The sequence below is a fragment of the Streptomyces sp. NPDC058671 genome (genome assembly GCF_042716475.1).
Lineage (GTDB): Bacteria > Actinomycetota > Actinomycetes > Streptomycetales > Streptomycetaceae > Streptomyces.
Map to the genome: position 1 here is coordinate 289,971 of NZ_JBHXSA010000002.1, position 23,583 is coordinate 313,553.

At 72.3% G+C, this 23,583-nt stretch carries 22 protein-coding genes; 13 read left to right on the forward strand and 9 right to left on the reverse strand.

From position 1 onward, the window contains the following. Nucleotides 1-143 precede the first annotated feature (143 nt). The 4 genes from ACFWV2_RS03500 to ACFWV2_RS03515 form a co-directional block, all read right to left on the reverse strand. Complete coding sequence (locus tag ACFWV2_RS03500; RefSeq protein WP_384400992.1) at nucleotides 144-980, reverse strand: ketose-bisphosphate aldolase; 837 nt, start codon at nucleotides 978-980, stop codon at nucleotides 144-146. A gap of 67 nt (nucleotides 981-1,047) precedes the next feature. Continuing rightward, nucleotides 1,048-1,998 carry an SIS domain-containing protein gene (locus ACFWV2_RS03505; RefSeq protein ID WP_384400995.1) on the reverse strand — a complete coding sequence of 317 codons (951 nt, stop codon included), beginning with the start codon at nucleotides 1,996-1,998 and terminating at the stop codon, nucleotides 1,048-1,050. A gap of 303 nt (nucleotides 1,999-2,301) precedes the next feature. Next, nucleotides 2,302-3,309 carry an NEW3 domain-containing protein gene (locus ACFWV2_RS03510; protein ID WP_384400998.1) on the reverse strand — a complete coding sequence of 336 codons (1,008 nt, stop codon included), beginning with the start codon at nucleotides 3,307-3,309 and terminating at the stop codon, nucleotides 2,302-2,304. A 37-nt stretch (nucleotides 3,310-3,346) separates the two neighbouring features. Beyond that, a complete protein-coding gene (locus ACFWV2_RS03515) occupies nucleotides 3,347-4,783 on the reverse strand; it encodes a Gfo/Idh/MocA family protein (RefSeq protein WP_384401001.1) in 1,437 nt (478 codons plus the stop codon). A gap of 279 nt (nucleotides 4,784-5,062) precedes the next feature. Here ACFWV2_RS03515 and ACFWV2_RS03520 point away from each other — a divergent pair, with 279 nt between their 5' ends. The 5 genes from ACFWV2_RS03520 to ACFWV2_RS03540 all read left to right on the forward strand — a co-directional run bounded on the left by ACFWV2_RS03520 (nucleotide 5,063) and on the right by ACFWV2_RS03540 (nucleotide 11,689). Further along, the gene (locus tag ACFWV2_RS03520; RefSeq protein ID WP_384401004.1) at nucleotides 5,063-6,655 is read left to right on the forward strand and encodes an oleate hydratase; all 1,593 of its coding nucleotides are present in this window, start codon (nucleotides 5,063-5,065) and stop codon (nucleotides 6,653-6,655) included. 16 nt (nucleotides 6,656-6,671) lie between these two features. After that, nucleotides 6,672-8,681 carry a SpoIIE family protein phosphatase gene (locus ACFWV2_RS03525; RefSeq protein ID WP_384401007.1) on the forward strand — a complete coding sequence of 670 codons (2,010 nt, stop codon included), beginning with the start codon at nucleotides 6,672-6,674 and terminating at the stop codon, nucleotides 8,679-8,681. 133 nt (nucleotides 8,682-8,814) lie between these two features. Then, nucleotides 8,815-10,155: an SGNH/GDSL hydrolase family protein gene (locus tag ACFWV2_RS03530; RefSeq protein ID WP_384401010.1), complete on the forward strand. Its 1,341-nt coding sequence runs from the start codon at nucleotides 8,815-8,817 to the stop codon at nucleotides 10,153-10,155. 242 nt (nucleotides 10,156-10,397) lie between these two features. Further along, nucleotides 10,398-11,084, forward strand: a complete 687-nt coding sequence (locus ACFWV2_RS03535; protein ID WP_384401013.1) for a DUF4142 domain-containing protein — start codon at nucleotides 10,398-10,400, stop codon at nucleotides 11,082-11,084. Further along, nucleotides 11,081-11,689 carry a class F sortase gene (locus ACFWV2_RS03540; RefSeq protein ID WP_384401016.1) on the forward strand — a complete coding sequence of 203 codons (609 nt, stop codon included), beginning with the start codon at nucleotides 11,081-11,083 and terminating at the stop codon, nucleotides 11,687-11,689. Before ACFWV2_RS03535 ends, ACFWV2_RS03540 begins: the two co-directional genes overlap by 4 nt. Before the next feature lie 32 nt (nucleotides 11,690-11,721). On the opposite strand, the gene ACFWV2_RS03545 is transcribed toward ACFWV2_RS03540, so the two are convergent. The 5 genes from ACFWV2_RS03545 to ACFWV2_RS03565 all read right to left on the reverse strand — a co-directional run bounded on the left by ACFWV2_RS03545 (nucleotide 11,722) and on the right by ACFWV2_RS03565 (nucleotide 15,930). After that, nucleotides 11,722-12,093: a hypothetical protein gene (locus ACFWV2_RS03545; RefSeq protein WP_384401019.1), complete on the reverse strand. Its 372-nt coding sequence runs from the start codon at nucleotides 12,091-12,093 to the stop codon at nucleotides 11,722-11,724. Continuing rightward, entirely contained in the window at nucleotides 12,090-13,817 is a 1,728-nt protein-coding gene (ctaD, locus tag ACFWV2_RS03550; RefSeq protein ID WP_384401022.1) for a cytochrome c oxidase subunit I, read from the reverse strand. Before ctaD ends, ACFWV2_RS03545 begins: the two co-directional genes overlap by 4 nt. A gap of 291 nt (nucleotides 13,818-14,108) precedes the next feature. Continuing rightward, nucleotides 14,109-14,768 (reverse strand): DUF3618 domain-containing protein, encoded by a 660-nt coding sequence (locus ACFWV2_RS03555; RefSeq protein WP_384401025.1) that lies wholly within the window; start codon nucleotides 14,766-14,768, stop codon nucleotides 14,109-14,111. Beyond that, nucleotides 14,744-15,211, reverse strand: coding sequence for a phage holin family protein (locus ACFWV2_RS03560; protein WP_384401028.1), 468 nt, complete (start codon nucleotides 15,209-15,211; stop codon nucleotides 14,744-14,746). Before ACFWV2_RS03560 ends, ACFWV2_RS03555 begins: the two co-directional genes overlap by 25 nt. A 2-nt stretch (nucleotides 15,212-15,213) precedes the next feature. After that, a complete protein-coding gene (locus ACFWV2_RS03565; protein WP_384401031.1) occupies nucleotides 15,214-15,930 on the reverse strand; it encodes a hypothetical protein in 717 nt (238 codons plus the stop codon). 275 nt (nucleotides 15,931-16,205) lie between these two features. Here ACFWV2_RS03565 and ACFWV2_RS03570 point away from each other — a divergent pair, with 275 nt between their 5' ends. The 8 genes from ACFWV2_RS03570 (at nucleotide 16,206) to ACFWV2_RS03605 (ending at nucleotide 23,576) form a co-directional block, all read left to right on the forward strand. Further along, a complete protein-coding gene (locus ACFWV2_RS03570; RefSeq protein ID WP_384401477.1) occupies nucleotides 16,206-17,498 on the forward strand; it encodes a PP2C family protein-serine/threonine phosphatase in 1,293 nt (430 codons plus the stop codon). A gap of 186 nt (nucleotides 17,499-17,684) precedes the next feature. After that, complete coding sequence (locus ACFWV2_RS03575; RefSeq protein ID WP_384401034.1) at nucleotides 17,685-18,557, forward strand: Rieske 2Fe-2S domain-containing protein; 873 nt, start codon at nucleotides 17,685-17,687, stop codon at nucleotides 18,555-18,557. A gap of 139 nt (nucleotides 18,558-18,696) precedes the next feature. Then, complete coding sequence (locus ACFWV2_RS03580) at nucleotides 18,697-19,233, forward strand: metallophosphoesterase family protein (protein ID WP_384401037.1); 537 nt, start codon at nucleotides 18,697-18,699, stop codon at nucleotides 19,231-19,233. 184 nt (nucleotides 19,234-19,417) lie between these two features. Next, complete coding sequence (locus tag ACFWV2_RS03585; protein ID WP_384401040.1) at nucleotides 19,418-20,668, forward strand: alpha/beta fold hydrolase; 1,251 nt, start codon at nucleotides 19,418-19,420, stop codon at nucleotides 20,666-20,668. A 9-nt stretch (nucleotides 20,669-20,677) separates the two neighbouring features. Further along, the gene (locus ACFWV2_RS03590; protein WP_384401043.1) at nucleotides 20,678-21,310 is read left to right on the forward strand and encodes an MBL fold metallo-hydrolase; all 633 of its coding nucleotides are present in this window, start codon (nucleotides 20,678-20,680) and stop codon (nucleotides 21,308-21,310) included. A gap of 47 nt (nucleotides 21,311-21,357) precedes the next feature. Beyond that, entirely contained in the window at nucleotides 21,358-22,137 is a 780-nt protein-coding gene (locus ACFWV2_RS03595; RefSeq protein ID WP_384401046.1) for an exodeoxyribonuclease III, read from the forward strand. Between the two features lie 92 nt (nucleotides 22,138-22,229). Continuing rightward, the gene (locus tag ACFWV2_RS03600) at nucleotides 22,230-22,673 is read left to right on the forward strand and encodes a DUF6278 family protein (RefSeq protein ID WP_384401049.1); all 444 of its coding nucleotides are present in this window, start codon (nucleotides 22,230-22,232) and stop codon (nucleotides 22,671-22,673) included. A gap of 156 nt (nucleotides 22,674-22,829) precedes the next feature. Continuing rightward, entirely contained in the window at nucleotides 22,830-23,576 is a 747-nt protein-coding gene (locus ACFWV2_RS03605; RefSeq protein ID WP_384401052.1) for an amino acid ABC transporter ATP-binding protein, read from the forward strand. The last annotated feature ends 7 nt before the right edge of the window (nucleotides 23,577-23,583 follow it).

Sequence of the window (23,583 nt, forward strand, 5' to 3'; positions counted from 1 at the left end):
CCGGGTGCACGCTCCGTTCCACGCCTGGTCACCGGCGAGGACCACGGCTCATGGTCACTCTGCCCGTGCGCCCGCTCCACGGCACGCGGTCGTGGCCCGAATGGCGGGGGCCGCCCGGCGCGGGGCCGGTCGGCCCGTCCGGGTCAGCCGACGGCGAGCACGCGCAGGAGCCGTGCCACCTCCGCCGCGACGGCGTCGCGCGCCGGGCCGAGGTACTTCCGGGGGTCGGCGGTGTCGGGGTGGGCGTCGAGGTGGTCGCGGACGGTCCGGGTGAAGGTCCTGTTGAGGTGGGTGGAGACGTTCACCTTGGTCATGCCGGCCGTGACCGCCTTGGCGAGATCGTCCTCGGCGACCCCGGAGGAGCCGTGCAGGACGAGCGGCACGCCCACGGCGGCCCGCAGTCGTGCGATGAGTCCGAAGTCGAGGACGGCGTCGCGGGTGAGCATGGCGTGCGAACTGCCCACGGCGACGGCGAGGGCGTCCACGGCGGTCGCCGTGACGAACGCGGCGGCCTCGTCGGGATCGGTGCGGACGCCGGGGGCGTGGGCGCCGTCCTTGCCGCCGACCTCGCCCAGTTCGGCCTCGACCCACACGTCCGCGCGGTGGCAGTAGTCGGTGACCTCCCGGGTCGCCACCACGTTCCGCGCGTACGGCAGCTTGGAGGCGTCGAACATGACGGAGGTGAAGCCGAGGTCGACGGCCTCGCGGACGAGGTCCGCCGACTCGGCGTGGTCGAGGTGGACGGCCACGGGTACGCCCGCCGCGCGGGCGAGCGCGAGGGACGCGAGGCCGATCGGCGCGAGCGAACCGTGGTAGCGGGCGGTGTTCTCGCTGACCTGGAGGATGACCGGCAGTCCGGCGCTCTCGGCTCCCGCGACGATCGCCTCGGCGTGCTCGATCTGGACGACGTTGAACGCGCCGACGCCGGACGTCCGCGCGTGCGCGGGGGCGACGATCTCGCCAGTGGCTGACAGGGGCATGGCTTCTCTCTACGGAAACGGACGGACGGGACGGGGCAAGGCAGGTGCGTCGTGCGGGTCGTCGGTGTCAGGCGCCGGGGCCGTCGAGGATCACCGAACGGGTGAGGTTGCGCGGGCGGTCGGGGTCGAAGCCCTGTGCCTCTGCCAGCCGGACGGCCAGCCGCTGGGCGCGGACGAGGTCCGCCAGCGGGTCGAGAGCGCCGGACTCGTCGCCGGACCCGGCGACGAGGGTGCCGCCGACCCGGGCGACGTCGTCGGCGAGCCCCGACGGGGTCGGGCCGAAGACCCAGGCCACCCGGCCGGGACCGGTGATGCTGATCGGCCCGTGCCGGTACTCCATGGCCGGGTACGCCTCGGTCCACGCGCCGGCGGCCTCACGCATCTTCAGGCCCGCCTCCAGGGCGAGTCCGTAGCTCCAGCCGGTGCCGAGGAAGGTGAACTGCTCGGCGGCGCACACGTCGGCGTCGAGGTCCAGCGCGAGGGCCCGCCGCACGTCGGCGATCGCCCGGTCGAGCGGCCGCACGCCGGCCGGCAGCGCGCCCTCGGTCTCCAGGTGCGCGCGCAGCAGCGCGAGCACGGTGGTGGCGAAGCGCGTCTGCACCACCGACTCCTCGTCGGCGAAGTCGAGCACGGCGACGGTGTCGGCCACCCGCATGACGGGGGTCTCGGGGTCCGCGGTGATCGCGCCGGTCGGCGTGGTGCCCTGCAACCGGGCCAGGAGGTCCAGGACTTCGGTCGTGGTGCCCGAGCGGCTGATGGCGAGCACACGGTCGTAGTGGCGCCCGTGGGGGAACTCGGACGCGGCGAAGGCGTCCGTCTCGCCGTGACCGCCGCGCTCGCGGAGCTCGGCGTAGGCAAGGGCCATGAACCAGGAGGTTCCGCAGCCGACGACGGCGACGCGCTCGCCCCGGCGGGGCAGGACGTCGGCGTAGCGGGCCGACGACTCCCGCACCCGCAGCCAGGTGTCGGGCTGCGAGGCGATCTCGACCGAGGTACGGGACGACGCTGTGGTGGTCATGGGAAACGCTCCTCCGGGGGACAGGCCCACGCACTCCCGTGCTGTGCGTGAAACCGCACGATAAAGGCTTGCTTCAATCATCTAGAAGCAGATTCGATGCGAGAAGTATGGCAAGGCGGCTGTTCAGGGTCCAGAGGGCAGGCCGTGACGTCGCGCGGAAGGCCGACAACCGGAGCGGCGGTGCTCTCGGCGTACGGGTTGCGCTCGCCGCCCCGGCGCCCGACCGCCCTCGCCGCCCCGGCGCCCGCGCCGCCCCGCCGCCCGGTCGGCGGGGCGGCGGTGGCGCCGGGGCAGAGGAGGGGATCAGGGAGCGACGGCCATGTCGAAGAGGTGGATGCCGCCGTTGCTCGGCAGCACCACGAAGTCGACCTGCTTGGTCCTGTCGAGGGGGATGGAGTGGGCGAAGACCCGGTACGCGATGCCGGCGTTCCCGTACCCGCTCGGCCGGTTGCGTCCGTCACTGGACGCAACCAGGGTCGCCCCGTGGGCGTTCGCCGGGTCGAACGACCAGTTCGGGAAGCCGAACGAGCCCGTACTGCTCGTCCCGTCCGTGTAGTGCACGGTGGCCGTGCCCGACGCCCCGCTGGTGACGCCCGAGCCGAGGAACACGAGCTTGCCGCCGGTGCCCCTCAGGGCGACGGCCTGGCCCGCGGCGGTGACGTTGTCCCTGGTGCCGCTCGGCACGTTCGGCCAGCGCAGCTCCGCGCCCAGGGCGCTCACGGGCGCGCCGGGGCGCAGTCCCACGTCGGCGAGCTTCTGGGCGGAGAAGCTGTTGCCCTCGCCGTCGTAGTCGCCGGGTCCCGTGTCGCTCTCGTCGGTCACGCCCACGTTGTTGTAGGCGGCCGCCAGGTTCGCGAGGGGCGTGCCGCTGCGCTGGGTCCTGGTCGCCGTGGCCGAGCCGGCCCCGTCGCCGCCCCGGTAGGTCGCGGTCGCGGTGAACGTGCGGACGGTGAAGCCGCCGCGCTGCTCCGGCACCTGGATGCGGAACGTGGCGGCGGCGGAGGTCCCCCTGGTGAGGGAGCCGTCGACGCGGACGACCGAGGGCTGGACGGCCCAGCCGGTCGGACCGCCGAAGGAGACCTGGAGCGAGCGCATCCGGTCCGGCCCGGCGTTGGTGACGGTCACCTTCACCGTGGAGACGGCCGGGCCCGCCAGGTCGACGGGGGAGATCGTGACCGCCGTCCGCGCGGTGGGGGGCGCCGGCTCCTGTTCCGCCGCGGCGGCCGTCCCGGCCGCCGCGAGCGGGAGGAGGGCGAGCACACCTGCCACGGCCACCGCTCTGAGTGACCCGATCAGTCCTGCTGAACTCACGTGCTGCTCCTCTGCGGGAAGGGGGCGGGGGGAGGTGTCAGGCGACGGGAGGCATCTCGGTGGTGCGGGAGTCGAGCCCTGTGCGGAGGTTGACCCAGGCGCCCCGGGTGAAGTCGGGGATCTGCACGGGCCGCCCCTTGTTTGCCAGGGACATGACACTCAGGGGGACGGGGGCGCACCAGGCCGCCGAGTCGTAGACGTCGATGTCGGGGACGAGGCCCGCCCGCATCAGCTGGACCGTCCGCCACTGCAGGACGTAGTCCATGCCGCCGTGGCCGCCGTTGTTCGCCGCGTCGTCACCGATCTTCCTCCACAGCCAGTGGTCGAACTCCTTGCGGTACGAGCCGAAGTCCCGCCAGGCGTGTCCGCCGTGGTCCGGCTCGACGTAGACCCGGCCGCCTCCGGCCGACAGCACCCCGGCGTAGTCCTCGAAGATCCCCCGGCTGCCGGCGAGCGTGTTGATGCGGCTGTACGGGCGGGGGGAGCTCACGTCGTGCTCGGCGCGGATGACCCGGCCCTTCGCGGTGTCGATCAGACACGTGACCAGGTCGCCGTTGACGTACGTCTCCCTCCAGGAGGGGTGGTTCCGCGGCACGAACCGCTCCCGGTAGTCGGCCAGACCCTTCGGCGCGGTCGCGGTGGCGCGCAGCGTGGTCATGCGGTCGCCCCGGTTGATGTCCATGGCGGCGGCGATAGGCGCGAGCCCGTGCATGGCGTAGAAGGAGGCGGTACTGCGGGTGTGCCACACCCGGCGCCACGCGTCGGTGTAGTACGTGTCGGAGAAGAGCAGCGCGCGCAGGTCGTGGAGGTAGCCGCCGTGTCCGTTGGTGATGTCGCCGAAGAGGCCCTCGTGCGCCATCTTCAGCATGGCCAGCTCGTTGCGGCCGTAGCTGCAGTTCTCCGCCAGCATCAGATGGCGCCGGGTGAGCTCCGAGGTGTCGACCAGGTCCCAGAGCTCGTCGAGGCCGGTGGCGACGGGCAGCTCGACGATCACGTGCTTGCCCGCCAGGAGCGCGGCCTTCCCCTGCTCGTAGTGGAACTCCCAGGGGGTGGCGATGTAGACGAGGTCGATGTCGTCGCGCCGCAGCATCCGGGCGTACGCGTCGGCGGAGCCGCCGAACTCGGCGGGGCGGGGCCTGCCGGCGGCGGCCAGCCGGTCGGCGGCCTGCTCGGCGCGGTCCGTCCGGATGTCGCAGACGGCGGTCACGGTGCAGCCGGGCACCACGGACCAGCCCGTGGTCATGCCGGAGCCGCGGTTGCCCAGCCCGATGACGCCGACGCGGACCGTCCGGTGGGCCTCGTAGGGCACGTCGATCATCGACCGCTGGCCCGCCCTCCGGTGCGGCGCCGACGCCGCGGTGTCCGTCGCGGCCGCGGCGGGGGCCGCGACTCCGACTCCGGTGGCCAACGCCCCGGTGGCGGCCACAGCGCCTCCCAGGATCAGGCGGCGTGAGACTGCGGGGGTTCCTGTCATGGGTTCATCGCTCCTCTAGGCGTACGGCAGCGGACGCGTGACGACTGTGGCGGGACGATCGGATACATGTCAATAGGTGTTCGTTGAGGGGCAGTTCCGCGCAGGGGTACGCATCCGTGGCCGGATTCGTTGCGTGGATCGTCCAAGCGGAGCGCGGGCTCCGTTCGCGCCCCGGGCCGATCCGGGTGAGGCTCGTACAGCTGGGCGGTCGGGTCGACACGTCGCCTGCCCGACCGTCCGCTCCGCGTCCGCTCCGCCCGCCCCACCGGAGGTCCCGCCGTGCCGGCATCGAAGAACTCCAAGGTCCACCTGGTCGGCGGTGGTATCGCCTCGCTCGCGGCAGCCGCGTTCCTCGTACGGGACGCGGGCGTGCCGGGGCGGAACATCCACATCCTGGAGCAGCTGCCGATCGCGGGCGGATCGATGGACGGCGCCCCGGCACCGACCCGCGAGGGCGGGTACGTCACGCGGGGCGGCCGGATGTTCGAGGAGGAGCACTACGTGTGCCTGTGGAACCTCCTGGAGTCCGTCCCCACCCTGGACGACCCGGCGATCTCGGTACGGCAGGAGATGCTCGCCTTCAACATCGAGCACCCCACGCACGCCAGGGCCCGCATCATCAACGGCGACCGCACCATCGCCGACGCGTCCCGGCTCGGTCTGGACACGCGCGACCGTGCCGACATGACCCGTCTGCTCGCCCTGCCGGAGCGGGTGATCGGGGCGCGGCGCATCGACGACTTCTTCCAGCCGCACTTCTTCACGACCAATTTCTGGTGCATGTGGCAGACCACCTTCGCCTTCCAGACCTGGCACTCGGCGATCGAGCTGAAACGGTACTTCCTCGCCTTCGTCCAGGAATTCGACCGCATCCACACTCTGTCCGGGGTGCGGCGCAGCCGGTACAACCAGTACGACTCCGTGATCCGCCCGCTCCAGGAATGGCTCACCGCCCAGGGCGTGCGGACCGACTTCGGGGTGACCGTCGCCGACGCCGACTTCTCCGGCCCCGCCGCGCGCCGGATCTCCCGGCTGCACCTGGAGCGGGACGGCGCCGAGAACGGCACGATCGAGCTGGGGGAGGACGACTACACGTTCCTGACCATCGGCTCCATGACCGCCGACGCCGCCTACGGCGACAGCACCACCGTCCCCGAGCTGATTCGCGACAAGCGGGACGGCTCCTGGCGGCTGTGGGAGTCGATCGCCAAGAACGCCCCGGACTTCGGCCGCCCCAACGCCTTCTGCGGCAACATCGACGAGACCAAATGGGAGTCCTTCACCCTCACCATGACCGGCCGCACCCTCCTGGACCGCATCCAGGAGTACACCGGCAACGTCCCCGGCGAGGGCGCCCTGATGACCTGGAAGGACTCCCGCTGGCTGCTGTCGGTCGTGGTGCCGGCCCAGCCCCACTTCCGGGAGCAGCCGGACGACACGTACACGCTGTGGGGGTACGCGCTCTTCGGCGACGTCCCCGGCGACCACGTGCCCAAGAAGATGGACGCCTGCACCGGAGCCGAGATCCTCGACGAGCTCCTCGGCCACCTCGGCTTCGACGACATCGCCGACGAGGTACGCGCCACCACCCAGGTCACCACCGTCCAGATGCCCTACATCGACGCCCAGTTCCAGCGCCGCGTCGTCGCCGACCGCCCTCTCGTCGTCCCGGACGGCGCCCAGAACTTCGCCTTCCTCGGACAGTTCGTCGAGATCCCCGACGACGTCGTCTTCACCGTCGAGTACTCGGTCCGCTCCGCCATGCTGGCCGTCTACCACCACTTCGGCGTCGACAGGGAGATCCCCGCCATGTACCACGGCCTCTCCGATCCGAAGATCGCCTGGTCCGCGCTGAAGACCGCCTTCGCCTGAGGCGGGTGAGGCACGAATGAACACGGATCCCGAAGAGACGCGGGAGCAGGCTGTCCCGGGGCCCTGGGGCGACGCGGTCCTGGACGCGGTGTTCACCCAGTCCGACATCGGCCTCCACGTCCTGGACACGGACCTGCGCGTCGTCCGCGTCAACACCGTCGCCGTCGGCATCCGCGGCATCCCGGCGGAACGGCTCGTCGGCCTGCCCGCGGCCGAGGCCTACGCCCTCGCCGGCATCAGCGTCGACGAGGACGTCCTGCGCGCCGTCCTCACCACCGGCCGCCCGGCACTCGACCACCTCGTCACCGGCCGGCCCCCCACCGACCCCCGCACCGAGCACGTCTTCTCCGCCTCCGTCTACCGCCTCCAGGACGCCACCGGACGCGTGCTCGGCCTGGTCATCACGAGCACGGACGTCACCGCGCGCGAACGCACGCAGGCCCGGCTGCGGCTGCTGCAGGACGCCCACGAACGCATCGGCTCCAGCCTCGACGTGGAACGCACGGCCCGTGAGCTCGTCGACCTGACGCTGCCGCGGTTCGCCGACTCCGTCGTGGTCGCCCTCACCGACACCGTACTGAGGGGGAGGGAACCGGGCCTGCGGTCCCGCAACCCCTCACCCCTGCTGCGCTGCGCCGCGGCGGGCCGGACCCGCACCGGCCCGCCGGTCCCGGCGCCGGGCGCCACCCTCCTCCCGGGGATCTTCGGCGACACGCTGCCGTCCCAGGCCGTGCTGCTCCCGTCCGAGGGGGACGACGGGTCCGCCGGAACCCGGCTGGTCGCGCCGCTGACCGTACGGGGGCAGATCTTCGGGGTCGTCGCCTTCCGGCGGACGGCCGACGCCGAACCCTACGGCCCGGACGACGTCGAACTCGTCGACGGCATGACGGACCGCACGGCGACGTGCCTGGAGAACGCCCTGCGGTTCACCCGCGAACACGTCATCATGACCGCGCTGCAGAGCTGGCCGCTCCGCCAGGAGGAGGCCACCCAGAGTGCCGTCGAGGTGGCCCAACGGCACCGCCCCGGCGGCAGCGGCGCCGGAGCCTGGTTCGAGGTCGTCCCGCTCCCCGGGGCACGGGTGGCACTCGTCGTCGGCCAGGTCGAGCACGCGGGCCTCAGCGCCGTCGCCACCATGAGCCGACTGCGGACCGCCGTCCACAGCCTGACCACGCTCGATCTCGACCCGCACGAACTCCTCGCCCGCCTCCACGACACCACCCTCCGCCTCGCCGCCGAACACACGGACGCGTCCGAGAAGGACCGCCCGACGGCGAGTTGCACCGTCGTCGTCCACGACCCCGTCGGCGGACGTCTCGACATCGCCCGCGCCGGCACCTCGCTCCTCGCCGTCGTACGGCCCGACGGATCGATCGACATGAAACCCGTCGACGAAGGCCCTCTCCTCGGCGCCGAGGGCCCGCCCTTCGCCTGCGCCGAGCACCTCCTGCCCGAGGGCAGCACCCTCTGCATGGCCTCACCCGCCACCTCCGGACGCGCCGACCCCCCGACCGAGGACCTCCTGCGCGCCCTCGGCCACCCGGACCGCGACGTGGAGGCCATGGCCGACGCCGTGGAAGGGCTCCTCGCCCGCGACCGCGTCGTCCTCCTCGCGCGGACCCGTCACCTGCCGCCGAGCGAACTCGCCCAATGGACCGTCCCCTTCGACTTCGCCGCCGTCGGCACCGCACGCGCCCACGTCGAGGAGTGCCTCCGCCGGTGGGACCACCCCGCCGACCCGTTCACGGTGTCGCTCGTCGCCAGCGAACTCGTCACCAACGCCGTGCGCTACGGCGCCCCGCCCCTCACGCTCCGGCTCATCCGGACCTCCACCACCACCCTGATCTGCGAGGTGGGCGACACCGGCCAGGCCGCCCCCCACCTCCGCCACGCCAAGGCCGTCGACGAGGGCGGCCGCGGCCTGCTCATCTGCGCCACCCTCGCGGAGAACTGGGGTGTGCGCCACACCGACGACGGCAAGACCGTCTGGGCCGAACTGGGGGAGGAGAGCGCCCCTTCCGGGTGACCGTCTGCGGCCGACGCCCGGACCGGCGTGCCGGGAGCGCCGGCCGGTCCGCGTAACGTGCCTCGTGAGGACGGGTCGCGTACGGGCGACCCGACGGAACGGCCCCTGTACGCGGGTCCCGAGGAGATTCTTGGTGTTCCGCAGATACCGAGCTGCGACGGCTCGCCTGGCGATGGTGTCCGTCGCCGCCGTCCTGTGCCTGAGCCCGCCGCTCGTCCCGGGAACCGGCGCCGACCCCGGCGGCCACCGGCCGACCGGCACGGCCGGCCGGCCCGGAACCGACATCACCACCCCGGGCCCCCCGGTGATGCCGTGGCCGAGGGACGATCACCGCGGCCGACGCGTCGGCGCCTGGGCCGACGCCGTCGTGGGGGAGGGCCGCTCCTTCAGCGCCCAGACCATCCGCATGGTCGTGCACGCGGACGCGACCGGCACCGCGCCGCGGATCGAACTGTCCAACCGGTACGGCACCAGCCCGCTGACCATCGGCAGGGTCGACGTCGCCGTGCAGTCCTCAGGACCGCGCGCGGTCGACGGCTCGCACCGCACCGCCACCTTCGGCGGCGCCACCGGAACCACCGTCGCCGCCGGCGCGGAACTGCGCTCCGATCCGCTTCCGCTGCCGGTGGCCGCCGGGCAGAACCTGCTCGTCAGCGTGTACCTCCCCGCGACGACCGGCCCCTCGACCTGGCACGCCCTGGCCTACGAGACCACCTACATCTCACGGACCGGCGACCACAGCGCCGACGACGACGGCGCGGACTACACGAGCACCGCCTCCTCCTGGTACTTCCTGTCCGGCGTGGACGTGGTGTCCCCCACCGCCAACGGCACGATCGTCGCCTTCGGCGACTCGATCACGGACGGATCCAGCACACCGGCGGGAAGCAACCAGCGCTGGCCGAACCTCCTCGCCGCCGCACTCCGCCGCGAACAGGGCCATCGGGCCGAGGGCGTCGTCAACCTGGGGATCGGCGGCAACCGCGTCGTGACCGACTCGCCCTCGGCGGTCCAGGGCGTCAGCGGCGTCAAGCGCTTCGCCGCCGACGCACTCGACCAGCCGGGTGTCCGTGCCGTGATCGTGCTCGAAGGGATCAACGACATCGGCAACCTCGCCGGCCCGGACGGCACGCCCCTGACCGCGCGTCACCTGACCGACGCCTACCGCTCGCTCGTCACCGCGGCGCACGCCAAGGGCGTCAAGGTCTTCGGCGCGACGATCCTGCCGTACGGAGGCTCGGGCTACTACACGACGGCAGGTGAAGCCATCCGTCGACAGGTCAACGCGTGGATCCGCACGCCGGGCAACTTCGACGGGCACTTCGACACCGCCACGACGCTCGCCGACAGCACCGACCCCGCGCTGCTGAACAGCGCCTACGACAGCGGCGACCATCTGCACCCCAACGCGGCCGGCATGCGAGCGATCGCCGACACGATCGACCTCGACGTCCTCCTCGCGGCGAACCCCTAGGGTCCGTCCGGACCATCCCGCCCGGTCCGCGACGCCTCCCACCGGAGCCGCGGCTCTCCACCCGGCCCGAGGACGGCGGCGAGGTTCCGCGGCCGGTCCAGTGGTAACTCGTCCGGGTGATAAGTCGTCGCTTCCTGACCACTCCTGGCGTGGCGGGGGGATTCCTTCCCGTCGAGGTGCTATCGGGCATCTCGTCGCTCCGTGCGGCCGGACCGGCCGCGCGGTGGATGAAGGAGGACGTTGTGAGGGTTACCCGGCTGACATCGGTCGCCGCTCTGGTCATAGCCGTGTCCGCGGCGGCGGGGCCGTACGCGGTCGCGGCGCCCGTGAGCGATCAGGACACGACGTTCACGAAGGCGGCGCACCAGGGGAATCTCGCCGAGATCGCGGCCGGTCAGGACGCGCAGGCCAACGCCACGAGCGCGTGCGTGAAAGAGGTCGGGCGGGTCCTCGTACGGGATCACGGCAAGCTCGACGCGGACGTGAAGGCGCTGGCGGCGAAACTGGGCGTCACGCTGCCTGGCGCCCCGACCGCCGAGCAGAAGGCCGAACTCGCCGCAGTGCGCGCGAAGGCCGGGACGCCGGCGTACGACGCCGCCTGGCTGAAGGTCCAGGAGGCGGCACACACCAAGACGCTCGGCCTGATCGACACCGAGCTGCACACCGGGAAGAACGCCGAGGTCATGGCCGCGGCCCGGGCCGCGCGCCCCGTGGTGGCCATGCACCTCGACATGGTCCGGGGCGGTACGTGTCACGCGGGCAAGGACGCGCACATGGTCAAGGCCGGAAGCGGCGGGCACCTCGCGGCGCAGGACACCGACGCGCTCACCACCGCCGGCATCGCGAGTCTCGTCGGCGGCGGGCTCATGGCCGGGGTCGGTGCCGTCTGGCTGATCCGCAGCCGACGGCGGGGGAACCAGCCTCGGTGACACCTCCCGCAGGCCGTATCACCGGCGGCGGCGCGATCCTGCTCGGTGTCACCCTGCTCGCGGCCGGAGCGCTGCTCCTCGACGGTGCTTCGGCCCGCAGGGCCACCACCCCGGGATTCGGAGCCGTACCTGCGGCGGTCGCGCCGCCCCCGGTCCCGGCCGATCCGTCCGTGCCGCGGGAACTGCGCGGCCCCCAGGGCCTGCGCGCGGACCTGGTCCCGGTCGCCGCCGGGCGGGACGGCGTCCTGGGCCTCCCCGAGGACGTGCGCCTCGGAGGGTGGTGGGCGCTGGGGGCGCCGGTCGGCGCCTCCGCCGGGACGACGCTGCTCGCCGGCCACGTCGACTCCCGCCGCTCGGGTCTCGGCGCCTTCGCCGTCCTCCACCGACTGGGCCCGGGCTCCCGGGTGGAGGTGCGCGCGGCGAACGGCCGTGTCTACCGGTACGTGGTCACGTCCCGCCGGCTCTACGCCCGGACCGCCCTGCCCGCCGACCTCTTCAGCCGCGAGGGGCCGCACCGCCTCGCCCTGCTCACCTGCGCGGGGACGTACGACGCGGACGCGGGGACGTACGACAGCAACGTGGTCCTGTACGCCTCGCGGGCCTGACATGCCCGCGAGGCGTACGGCCCACGCCGGCCCTAGCCGGCCACCCGTACCACGACCGAGAGCACCATGAGCGTCACGGCGGTCACGCCGAGCAGCGTGGCGACGGAGCGACGGCGCAGACGTGCGTAGCGGTCGCTGTACTCGCGTCGGAGTTCGTCCGCGCGCGCGACGGCGTCCTGGAGCATGCGGCGCCGCACGGCGAGGTGCTCCTGCGCGAAGGACAGCGCGATCTCCGACTCCTCCCGGGGGCCCAGCCACGGGAAGCGCCGGGCGAAGGCCTCGCCGGCCTCCGCTGCCTCCGTCCTCGCCCGGTGGGCGAGCAGGTATCCCTCCAACCGGTTGATCCCCGCCGCGGTCTCCGTGGATCCCTGGGACTCATGGCGGCTTCCGCCGCGGGTCGTCATGCTTCCCGGCCGGCGTCCGGGCCGCCATGGGTGTCCGCGCCGGGCTCGTCGATCACGTCCCGGCGGCCCGACTTGCCAGGGTCCAGCGCGGCCAGGGCGGGGTAGTTGAGGTCGAAGGCCGGTGACTCGGAGCGGATCTTCGGCAGCGTGACGAAGTTGTGCCGGGGCGGGGGGCACGAGGTGGCCCATTCGAGGGAGCGGCCGAAGCCCCAGGGGTCGTCGACGGTGACGCGTGGGGCGGTCCTGGCCGTCTTCCAGACGTTGTAGAAGAACGGCAGGGTGGACATGCCCAGGAGGAAGGCGCCGATGGACGAGATCGTGTTGAGGGCGGTGAATCCGTCGGCGTCGAGATAGTCCGCGTACCGCCGCGGCATTCCCTCGGCGCCCAGCCAGTGCTGGACGAGGAACGTCATGTGGAAACCGACGAACAGCGCCCAGAAATGGATTTTCCCGAGGCGCTCGTCGAGCATCGTGCCGGTCATCTTCGGCCACCAGAAGTAGAACCCGGCGAACATCGCGAACACGACCGTGCCGAAGACGACGTAGTGGAAATGGGCGACGACGAAGTACGAGTCGGTGACGTGGAAGTCCATGGGTGGCGAGGCCAGGATGATTCCGGTCAGCCCGCCGAAGAGGAACGTCACCAGGAAGCCGACCGACCACAGCATCGGGGTCTCGAAGGAGATCGACCCCTTCCACATGGTGCCGATCCAGTTGAAGAACTTCACGCCCGTCGGCACGGCGATGAGGAAGGTCATGAACGAGAAGAACGGAAGCAGCACCGCCCCGGTGGCGAACATGTGATGCGCCCAGACGGTGACCGAGAGGCCGGCGATCGCGATCGTGGCGCCGATCAGACCGACGTAACCGAAGATCGGCTTGCGGGAGAAGACGGGCAGGATCTCCGTGACGATCCCGAAGAACGGCAGGGCGATGATGTACACCTCGGGATGCCCGAAGAACCAGAACAGGTGCTGCCAGAGCAGGGTGCCGCCGTTGGCCGGGTCGAAGACGTGCGAGCCGAACTGCCGGTCGGACTCCAGCACCAGCAGGGCCGCGGCCAGCACGGGGAACGCGAACAGCACGAGGACGGACGTGAGCAGCACGTTCCAGGTGAAGATCGGCATCCGGAACATCGTCATGCCCGGCGCCCGCATGCAGATGATCGTCGTGATGAAGTTGACGGCGCCGAGGATCGTCCCGAAGCCGCCGAGGGCCAGTCCCATGACCCACATGTCGGCACCGACATAGGGGGTGCGCTCGCCACCGCTGAGCGGGGTGTACGCGGTCCATCCGAAGTCGGCGGTGCCCTGGGTGGTGAACACCCCTGCGAACGCGATCAGACCGCCCGTGAGGAAAAGCCAGTACGACAGCATGTTGAGGCGGGGGAAGGCAACATCGGGCGAGCCGATCTGCAGGGGCATGATCGCGTTGGCGAATCCGGCGAAGGTCGGTGTCGCGAAGAGCAGCAGCATCACCGTGCCGTGCAGGGTGAACGCCTGGTTGTACTGCTCGGGCGACACGAGCTGCAGTCCGGGCCGCGCGAGTTCGGCCCGGATCACCAACGCGAGCAGACCGCCGAGAATGAAGAACACGAACGACGTGATCAGGTAGAGATGCCCGATCTTCTTGTGGTCCGTCGTTGTCAACCAGTCGATGACGACTCGTCCCCGGCTTCTCCTCTTCCCGGGTACGAGGGCGGGCGCTTCCGTGGAAGTGACCATGGGAACTCCTGAAGGCCGTGGGTGGGCAAGGAGACCCTAGGTCAGAGAATGCGGAAATCCGCCCCCATGTGAGGGGAGTGGGGCAAGTCGCTTCATCACACAGGGAATGACCTGCGATGTTGGACTGGCGTCAGGGGAAATGCACCCGAACGGCGGTCGAGGCCTCACCGGTCCCGACGCGAAGGTCGCCCGGCCCGCCATCGCGGTACCGGGCGACCTCGGTCGAGGCCCCATGACGGGGACACGGCGGACGACGCGGCAGCGGCCGTCAGACGTCTCGCCCCCGACCTGTCATCTGTCGTCCGTGGAGATCGAGCGCACCTCCCCGGCGGTGTCCTGCCCGATCCGGCGCATGTCCTGCGCGGTCTCCTGCCCCGCGGTGCGGGCGTCGTCCTTGGTGGTGGCGGCCGCGTCCTGCGCCGTGGACCTGACGGACTCCACCGCCTCCGTGACCGGCTCGCGCATGTGCTCCTTGATCTCCTGAGCCGCCTCGACAGCCGTCTCCTTGACGGGCCCGAGGAGTTCGTCGGAGTGCTCCTTGAGATGCTGGGCGGCGCGCTCCTCGGCCTTGGTCGTCGGCAGCAGAGCGGCCGCGAGCATGCCCGCGCCGAACGCCATGATGCCGGCGGCGAGCGGGCTGCCCTCGGTCCCGCGCCGGGCGCGTGCGGGCGCGCTCTGCACCGTCTCGCTCACACTGTCCACGGCCCCGCGCGCGGTCTCCGCGATGCTGCCGGTCGCGTGTCCCGCGCCGTCGGCGACCTGCTGTCCCCTGTCGTGAGCCGTGCCCATCACGCGCTCCTTCACATCAGTGAGTCCATGCCGTACGGAGTCGGCCTTGCGCTGCGCCATGCGGCGCGGCGTCAGACGGTCCGCGAGGAGGTCGACGTTGCGGGCCAGGTGCGCGCGGCGGTGCTCCCGGTCACGCCTCAGCTCCTCGGGTGTCGTGCCCATCGGGTGTCCTCCTTCAATGCCTCGACGGTGTGCTCGGTGGAGAGGTTCACGGTGCGGAGCCGCTTGCGTCCCGTGGTGTACAGGACGCCTCCGACCACCGCCCATACGGCGGTGACGATGAGGGCGGCCCAGACGACGTCCATGACGTGGCTGAGCGCGGCGACGACCGTCAGGCTGCCGAACAGCAGGACCAGGTGTCCCGCGTATCCGGCGCCGGCGAGCATGCCCGCCGCCTTCCCGGCCTTCGTCGACTCCTCCTTGATCTCGGCCTTGGCCAGCTCGATCTCGTCCCGCACCAGCTGGGACAGGTCGGTGCCGATGTCCCCGATCAGGTCCCCGATCGACGCCTCCCGCTCGCTCCGGGTGGGGGGAGGGGCCGGCGCGGCGCGGGGAGGCGCCTCGGGTGCCATGGGCGTGAACCGCTCGTGGGAGGAGATGGCCACGGTCAGATCACCTCTCCCCGCGGGCCCTCGTCGGCCCCTGGACGGTAGGGGGCCGCCGGCGTCGGCGGATAGACGGGCGGCGCCGGCGGGGTCGGCGGCGCGTGCGTCACGTGCGGCGGCTGCGACTGTCCGTATGTGTCGAGCGGATCGGCGTACGTGTCGCCTGCGCCCTGCGTCGTCGGCAGGGGGCCTTCCGATGGGACGGCCGCCGGGCCGGTGGCGTGATCCGCCGGGTCCGCGGCGCGCGGGCCGTCGGAGCCGGAGGAGGACGCGGCGCCCACGCCCTTGCCGGCGCGTGCGACGGCGAATCCCGCGAGCGCGGCGCCGGCCAGGAAGAGGCCGGGCCTGCGACGGGCGAATCCCTGCAGATCACTGAGCAGCCCGTCCGGGCCACGACTCTCGAGGTGGTCGGCCACCTGGTGGCCACGGTCGGCCATCTGACGCGCGAGGCCTCCCGCCGTCGAGTCCGGCTTCCCGTTCTCGCTCATGTCGCGTATCTCGGTCGCGAGCTTGCGGACGTTCTCCGCGAGGCGCTGCGTCTGTGTGCCGGCCTGGTCCTGCAACTGTTCCCGAAGCTCGCCGACGAGGTCCTTCGCCTTCGCCTGGGTCTCGCCGACGACCTGTCCGGCCTGTTCCTTCGCGGTCCGGGCCACGCCCGAAGCCTTGTCCCCGATCAGGGCGGCGCTCTCGCCCGCCTTGTCCTGGGCTGTGTGTGCCACTGCCGTCGGCCTGGGTTCCTGCCGGCGGTCCGAGTCCTGGAAGTTACTCAAGGCTCCTCCTCGTCCACTGCGGCGGTCTGTCTGCCTGGTGTACTCCTCGGCGCGTACCCGGCTCGCAGGAAACAATCCTTTCCGGAGCCTTTCAGCCTGTTTCGTCTGGTGGCGCGTGATGGCGGAGACTGGGAACGAGGGCACTCCGGTGCGAGCGGGGTGCCGACTTCGACGACGGGACGCTGCCCGTGAGCGACGAGTGCCGAGACGCCCTGGGGCGCGAGATGCTGGTGGGTCTGCTGGAGGCGAGCCATCTGATGCCGCTCGAACAGCTGCCCGCCAGGACGGCGCAGTACGCCGCCCTCGCGGGCTTCCCCCAGGTGCTGATCTACCTGGCGGACCTCCAGCGGGACGTACTGCGGCTGCTGACCGGAGAGGGCCGGGACGCCGGGCAGGGCGCGCACGGCGAGGACGAGGAGCTGCTGATCGAGGGCAGCGTGGCGGGGCGGGCCTTCCAGTACGGGCAGGTCCTCGCCGGAGCGCCGGTCGCCGGCGCGGAGGGGGGACAGTTCTGGGTCCCCCTGATCGACGGCACCGAACGCCTCGGCCTTCTACGGGTCACCAGCACCGCCGGCGACGCGCGGGCCCTGGAGGACATGAACTCCCTGGCGGCACTCGTCGCCCTGCTCGTCGACAGCAAGCGGCGCACCAGCGACTCCCACGCGCGGCTGACACGGACCCGGCCGCTGAACATCGCGGCCGAGATGCAGTGGCACCTGATGCCGCCGCGCACCTACGCCGACGGCCGGGTGGTGATCGCCGCGGCGATGGAGCCCGCCTACCGCATCAGCGGCGACGCGTACGACTACGCCACCGCCGACGACGTGGTGCACCTGTCGCTCTTCGACGCGATGGGCCACGACACCGCCGCCGGGGTGACCGCCCACCTGGCCATGGGGACCTGCCGCAACTCGCGCCGTCAGGGGGCCGGTCTCGCCGAGCTCACCTTGCGGATCGAGGAGGAGCTGATCGAGCAGTTCAGCCACGGGCGCTACGCGACGGGCATCGTCGCCGACCTGGACACCCGCACCGGCGTCCTCAGCTGGGTCAACCGGGGCCATCACCCGCCGGTGATCATCCGCGGCGGCCGCTGGCGCACCTATCTGAAGTGCCCGCCCGCGCACCCCATGGGCACCGGTCTCGGCCTGCCCGTCACCGTGTGCCGCGACCAGATGGAGCCCGGCGACCGCCTCGTCCTCTACACCGACGGCATCACCGAGGCCCGCCGGGGCGCGGAGGAGTTCGGTCTCGAGCGTTTCACCGACTTCCTCATCCGCCGGCACGCGGACGGTCTGCCCGTCCCCGAGACCCTGCGCCGACTGATGCACGCCCTGCTGGAGTACCACGACGGACGGCTGCAGGACGACGCCACCGTGCTGTTCTGCGAATGGCTCGGCCCCTCCGCGGGCCGCAGCGACGAGGCCGCCGCCCTGGCCGGCGTACCGCCCGCCGAGTCCACCGCACCCGCCGGGGCGCGCCGTACGAGCGGCGGTGTGGACCGACCACCACAGCCCTGAGCGGCCGCCTGGGCTGATCGCGCGGACCGTGTCCGCACCCGGCAGTTTCCCCCGGGCCTGAACGGTTACCTATCGTCCATGACTCGGAAACCGGACCAAGACGGCGCAATCCCTACGAGTGCCCTACCGCAGGCGATGAGAAGCATCCTCCCCTCGTCCCAGGGTCCCGGCAGGATCCTCCGGGGCATGGACCGTCTGGAGCAGGCGAGAAGCCTGGACGGCGTCGTCGGACGACTGCGCGACGCGGTCCGGGCGCTTCCCCTCGGCTCCGGCAGGGACGTGCTGCACGGCCGCTGGCTCGGCCACCCCGTCCACCCCGTGATGGTGCAGGTGCCGATCGGCACCTGGTTCTCCGCCGCGCTCCTCGACCTGATGCCGGGGCAGCGGCGGGCGGCGAGCGCGCTGATCGGCGCGGGACTCGCGGCCGCGGCCCCGGCGGCCCTGGCCGGCTGGACCGACTGGGCCGAGCTGCAGCGCCGCCAGATGCGGGTGGGGCTGGTGCACGCGGCCGCGAACCTGACCGGGGTGGGGCTCTACACGGGCTCTCTCGTGGCGAGGACCCGCGGCCGCACGGCCCTGGGCAAGACCCTCGGTTTCGCCGGCCTGGCCGCCGTGGGCGTCGGCGGCGCGATCGGCGGTCACCTGGCCTACCGGCAGGCTTCCGGCGCCAACCACGCGGAGGCGGTGCCGGACCTGGTCGGGCCCGGGTGGCACGAGGTCGGGGAGGTCGCCGACCTGCCGGTGGGACGGCCCGTCCGGCGGCACGTCGCCGACGTCGCGGTCCTGGTCGTGCGCGAGACCGGAAACCGCGTGCACGTCCTCGCGGCCGAGTGCAGCCACATGGGCGGCCCCCTCTCCGAGGGCGCGGTCGAGGACGGCTGCGTCACCTGCCCCTGGCACGGAAGCGTCTTCCGCCTGGAGGACGGCTGGAACGTGCGCGGCCCCGCGACCGCCCCCCAGCCCGCCTTCGAGACCCGCATCACCGGCGGCCGGGTCGAGGCCCGGCTGCGGGGCCCGGCGTCGCGGCACTCCGCCGCCTCCTCCCACGAAGCCGTGTGAGGCCGGCGTACGCGGGGTCGGTGCGCGGCGGGTGGCACGGCGGGCCACCCCCCTCCGCCGAGCCGGCGGGTTCGGTGTCGACCGCACATGACCGGCGTCGTGAGCGGAGGACGGAGGAGGAGGACGGAGGAGGCGGACGATGGACGACGACACGACCGGGGCGGCGGCCCGCCCCGTACGGCTCCTGCTCGTCTCGGACACCCATGTGCCCCTGCGAGCGAGGCGGCTTCCCGACGAGCTGCTGCGCGAGACGGACCGGGCCGATGTCGTCCTCCACGCCGGGGACTGGGTCGACGTGGCCACCCTGGACCTCCTGGAGGAACGGGCACGGCGCCTGGTCGGGGTGTTCGGCAACAACGACGGAGCCGAACTGCGCGCACGGCTGCCGGAGGTGGCCCGTGTCCGGTTGGGCGGCCTGCGGTTCGGCGTCGTCCACGAGACGGGGGCGGCGCGCGGCCGGGAGGCGCGCTGCGCCGCGCTCTACCCCGACCTCGACGTCCTGGTCTTCGGCCACAGCCACATCCCCTGGGACACCGAGGCGCCGGGCGGCCCCCGCCTGCTGAACCCGGGGTCGCCGACGGACCGCAGGCGCCAGCCGTACTGCACGTACATGACGGCCGTGGCGGCCGACGGTGAGCTCAGGGAGGTCATCCTGCACCGGCTGCCGAAGCATTGACCGGCCGCCTCTACAGACCGCCTCCGCCGCAGCCACGCCCCACCGGAGCGCCGATCTCCCCCGCCGCGCAGCGGCGCTCCACTCCCGGAGTTCCGGCGACCGCGCCGTCCCCGGCCAGGACGTGACCTAGGCTGTTCCGACCCCAGCCACCGGGGCTCCGGCGAGAGATGAAAGGGTCTGGCGGGTGAGTGAGACACCGACGAACACCCTGCAATATCGCTCCGACGGGCGAGAAGACGCTCCGGTCCTTGTCCTGGGGCCCTCCCTCGGCACCACGTTCCACATGTGGGACCGGCAGATACCCGAGCTCACCCGGGACTGGCGGGTCGTCCGTTTCGACCTGCCCGGGCACGGCGGCGCACCCGCCCAGCCCTTCGTCTCCGTCGCCGAGCTCGGCGACCGGCTCCTCGCCACCCTCGACGCGATCGGCGTCCAGCGCTTCGGGTACGCCGGCTGCTCCCTGGGCGGTGCCGTCGGACTCGACCTGGCCCTGCGCGCACCCCACCGGGTCGCCTCTCTCGCCCTGGTCGCCACCTCGCCCCGCTTCGGCACGGCCGACGAGTTCCGCCAGCGCGGCGTCATCGTCCGCGCCAACGGTCTGGAGCCGATGGCCCGCGCCGCCCCCGAGCAGTGGTTCACCTCCGTGTTCGCCGGTGCGCAGCCCGCGATCGTGGACTGGGCCGTCCAGATGGTCCGGACGACCGACCCGGCCTGCTACACCGCAGCCTGCGAAGCCCTCGCCGTGTTCGACGTCCGGGAGGCCCTCGACCGGATCGGCGTCCCCGCCCTCGTCCTCGTCGGTTCCGAGGACCACGTCACCGGTCCCGCCGAGGCCCGGACCCTGGTCGCCGGCATCGCCGACGCCCGGCTCGCCGTCGTCCCCGGCGCCTCCCACCTCGCGCCCGTCGAGCAGCCGGCCGCCGTCACCGACCTGCTCATCGACCACTTCGCCGGCACCGCCCCCGACACCAGCGGCGCCCTGATCGTGCCGCCCCTGCCCGCGACCCCCGTGCCCGTGGCCGGGCCCGCCCCGGTCGCCGAGGCCCAAGCAGCCGGGCGTCCCGACCCGTACGAGAGGGGGCTCGGGCTGCGCCGCCAGGTCCTCGGCGACGCCCATGTGGACCGGGCCCTGGCGGACGACCCCGACGGGGCCTTCCAGGACCTGGTCACCCGCTACGCCTGGGGCGAGGTCTGGAGCCGGGAGGGCCTCGACCGGCGTACCCGGAGCGTCGTCACCCTGACCGCCCTCATCGCCGGGGGCCACCGGGAGGCTCTCGCCGACCACACCCGCGCCGCCCTCCGCAACGGTCTGTCGGCCGAGGAACTGCGGGAGATCGTGCTCCACGCGGGCGTGTACTGCGGCCTTCCCGCCGCCGACACCGCGCTCCGCGTGGTGGCCCGCGTCGTCGAGGAGGAGACCACGCCCCCGGCGTAACCTGACCGCGTGAAGCTGACGAAGAAGTCCCACGCCTGCGTGCGGCTCGAGAAGGACGGGCGGACGCTCGTCCTCGATCCCGGCATGTTCACCGAGGAGGACGCGGCACTCGGAGCGGACGTCCTCCTCGTCACGCACGAGCACCCCGACCACTTCGACATGGGGCGCCTCCGCGCCGCCCTGGATGTCAATGCGGCGGCCGAGATCTGGACGCTGCGGAGCGTCGCCGAACAGCTCTCGGCGGCCTTCCCCGGGCGGGTGCACACCGTCGGGCACGGCGACACGTTCACGGCGGCCGGATTCGACGTCGAGGTCCACGGCGAGCTGCACGCGGTGATCCACCCCGACATCCCGCGCGTCACCAACGTCGGCTACCTCGTCGACGGCGCCGTCTTCCATCCCGGCGACGCGCTCACCGTGCCCGACCGGCCCGTGGACACCCTGCTGCTCCCCGTCATGGCCCCGTGGAGCAAGATCTCCGAGGTGATCGACTACGTCCGCGAGGTCAAGCCGCGCCAGGCCTACGACATCCACGACGCCCTCCTCACGGATCTCGCCCGGCCCATCTACGACCGCCAGATCGGCGCCCTCGGCGGCACCGCCCACGACCGGCTCGCCCCCGGCGCGTCCGCCGAGCTCTGAGCCCGGCGGACCGCCGGTTGTCGGACCCCGCACGTAGGCTTGCGCACATGCGCATCGCCACCTGGAACGTCAATTCGATCACCGCCCGGCTGCCCCGGCTCCTGGCCTGGCTGGAGAGCAGCGGCACGGACGTGCTGTGCATCCAGGAGACCAAGTGCACGGCGGAGCAGTTCCCCACCGAGGAGCTGCGCGCCCTCGGCTACGAGTCCGTGGTCAACGCCACGGGACGGTGGAACGGCGTGGCACTGGTCTCCCGCGTCGGCCTCGCGGACGTGGTCATGGGCCTGCCCGGCGGCCCCGAGTACGACGCGGTCGAGGAGCCCCGGGCGATCTCCGCGACCTGCGGCCCGGTCCGCGTCTGGTCGGTGTACGTGCCGAACGGCCGGGAGGTGGCCCACGAGCACTACGCGTACAAGCTGCGCTGGCTGGAGGCGCTGAAGGCGGCCGTCGCGGACGACGCGGCGGCGGAGCGCCCCTTCGCCGTCCTCGGCGACTACAACATCGCCCCGACCGACGACGACGTCTGGGACATCGCCGTCTTCGAGGGCTCCACGCACGTGACGGAGCCGGAGCGGGCCGCACTCGCCGGTCTGCGCGAGACCGGTCTGACCGACGTGGTCCCGCGCCCCCTCAAGTACGACCATCCCTTCACGTACTGGGACTACCGCCAGCTCCGCTTCCCCAAGAACAAGGGCATGCGCATCGACCTGGTCTACGGCAACAAGCCCTTCGCCGAGGCGGTCACGGACAGCTACGTGGACCGGGAGGAGCGCAAGGGCAAGGGCGCGTCGGACCACGCGCCCGTCGTCGTCGACCTCGACGTGTAGGGCGGGTCCGGCCGGCCGTCACGGCCCGGCGGCGGCGATGATCTCCGCGCGCCGGGTGGTCGACCGGGAGGTGCCGGTGCGACGCTGTTCTGATGAACATCCCGTTTCTCGACCTCTGGCGCAAGCGGTCCGAGCCCGAGCCGGCCGACCCCCCGCTGGTCGCGGCCTTCGACCGCGACCCCGGGGGAGCGGGTGAGCTGCTCGCCGAGTGCGAGCTGCTGCGGACCCGGGTCGCGGCCGCGGGGGTGGTGCTGGACGACACCCCGCGCTCCCTGGAGGAGCTCGACCAGCTCCCCCCGAGCTGGCGCGACGATCCGGAGGAGCTGCCCTGGCTCGGGAACGACGCGGGGCTCTACCTCGGCACCGTCATCGTCCGGAACGTGCCGGGTGCCCGCTGGCAGGTGTGGCCGAGCGGCGGGCCGGTGGTGCAGCTGGCCTCCGGCCGGGAGATCCAGGTCGTCGAGGCCGGTCTCGACTGGGCGGTGACGGGCTCGCCGGAGCTCTCCCAGGTGTACGCCGAGGCCGCCGAGTACTGACTCCGCGGTCCGCCCGCCGGCCGGAAGCAGCGGCGGAGCACCACCCTTCCGCAGTAAATACTGCTTTTCCCGTTTCATGCGTGTCGGGCGTGAAGTCCCTTTTCCGGTGGATAGTTTGCGCTGACTCGACCGCTGAGAAATGGGGCAGGGCAGCGTATGGCCGTCGTCGATCCGCTGATCGAACTGCGTGGCGTCAACAAGCACTACGGCACGTTGCACGTCCTCCAGTCCATCGATCTCACCGTCGGCCGCGGGGAGGTGGTCGTCGTCATCGGCCCGTCCGGATCCGGCAAGTCCACCCTCGGCCGGGCGATGAACCGCCTGGAGCGCGTCGAGTCGGGCGAGATCGTCATCGACGGACAGCCCCTCCCCGACGAGGGCAGGGCGCTCGCCCGGCTGCGCGCCGAAGTCGGCATGGTCTTCCAGTCGTTCAACCTCTTCGCGCACAAGACCGTCCTCGCGAACGTCTCCCTCGCCCAGACCAAGGTCCGCAAGCGCGGGAAGGACGAGGCCGACCGGCGTTCGCGCGAACTCCTCGACCGGGTCGGACTCGCCGCGCACGCCGACAAGTACCCGGCCCAGCTCTCCGGCGGCCAGCAGCAGCGCGTGGCCATCGCCCGCGCCCTCGCCATGGACCCCAAGGCGCTCCTCTTCGACGAGCCGACCTCGGCCCTCGACCCCGAGATGATCAACGAGGTCCTGGAGGTCATGCGGCAACTCGCCCAGGAGGGGATGACGATGGTGGTCGTCACTCACGAGATGGGCTTCGCCCGCTCCGCCGCCAACCGGGTCGTCTTCATGGCCGACGGGAGGATCGTCGAGGACCGCGCGCCCGAGGACTTCTTCACCGACCCGCGCAGCGAGCGTGCCAGGGACTTCCTCTCCAAGATCCTCAAGCACTGAGCGGGGT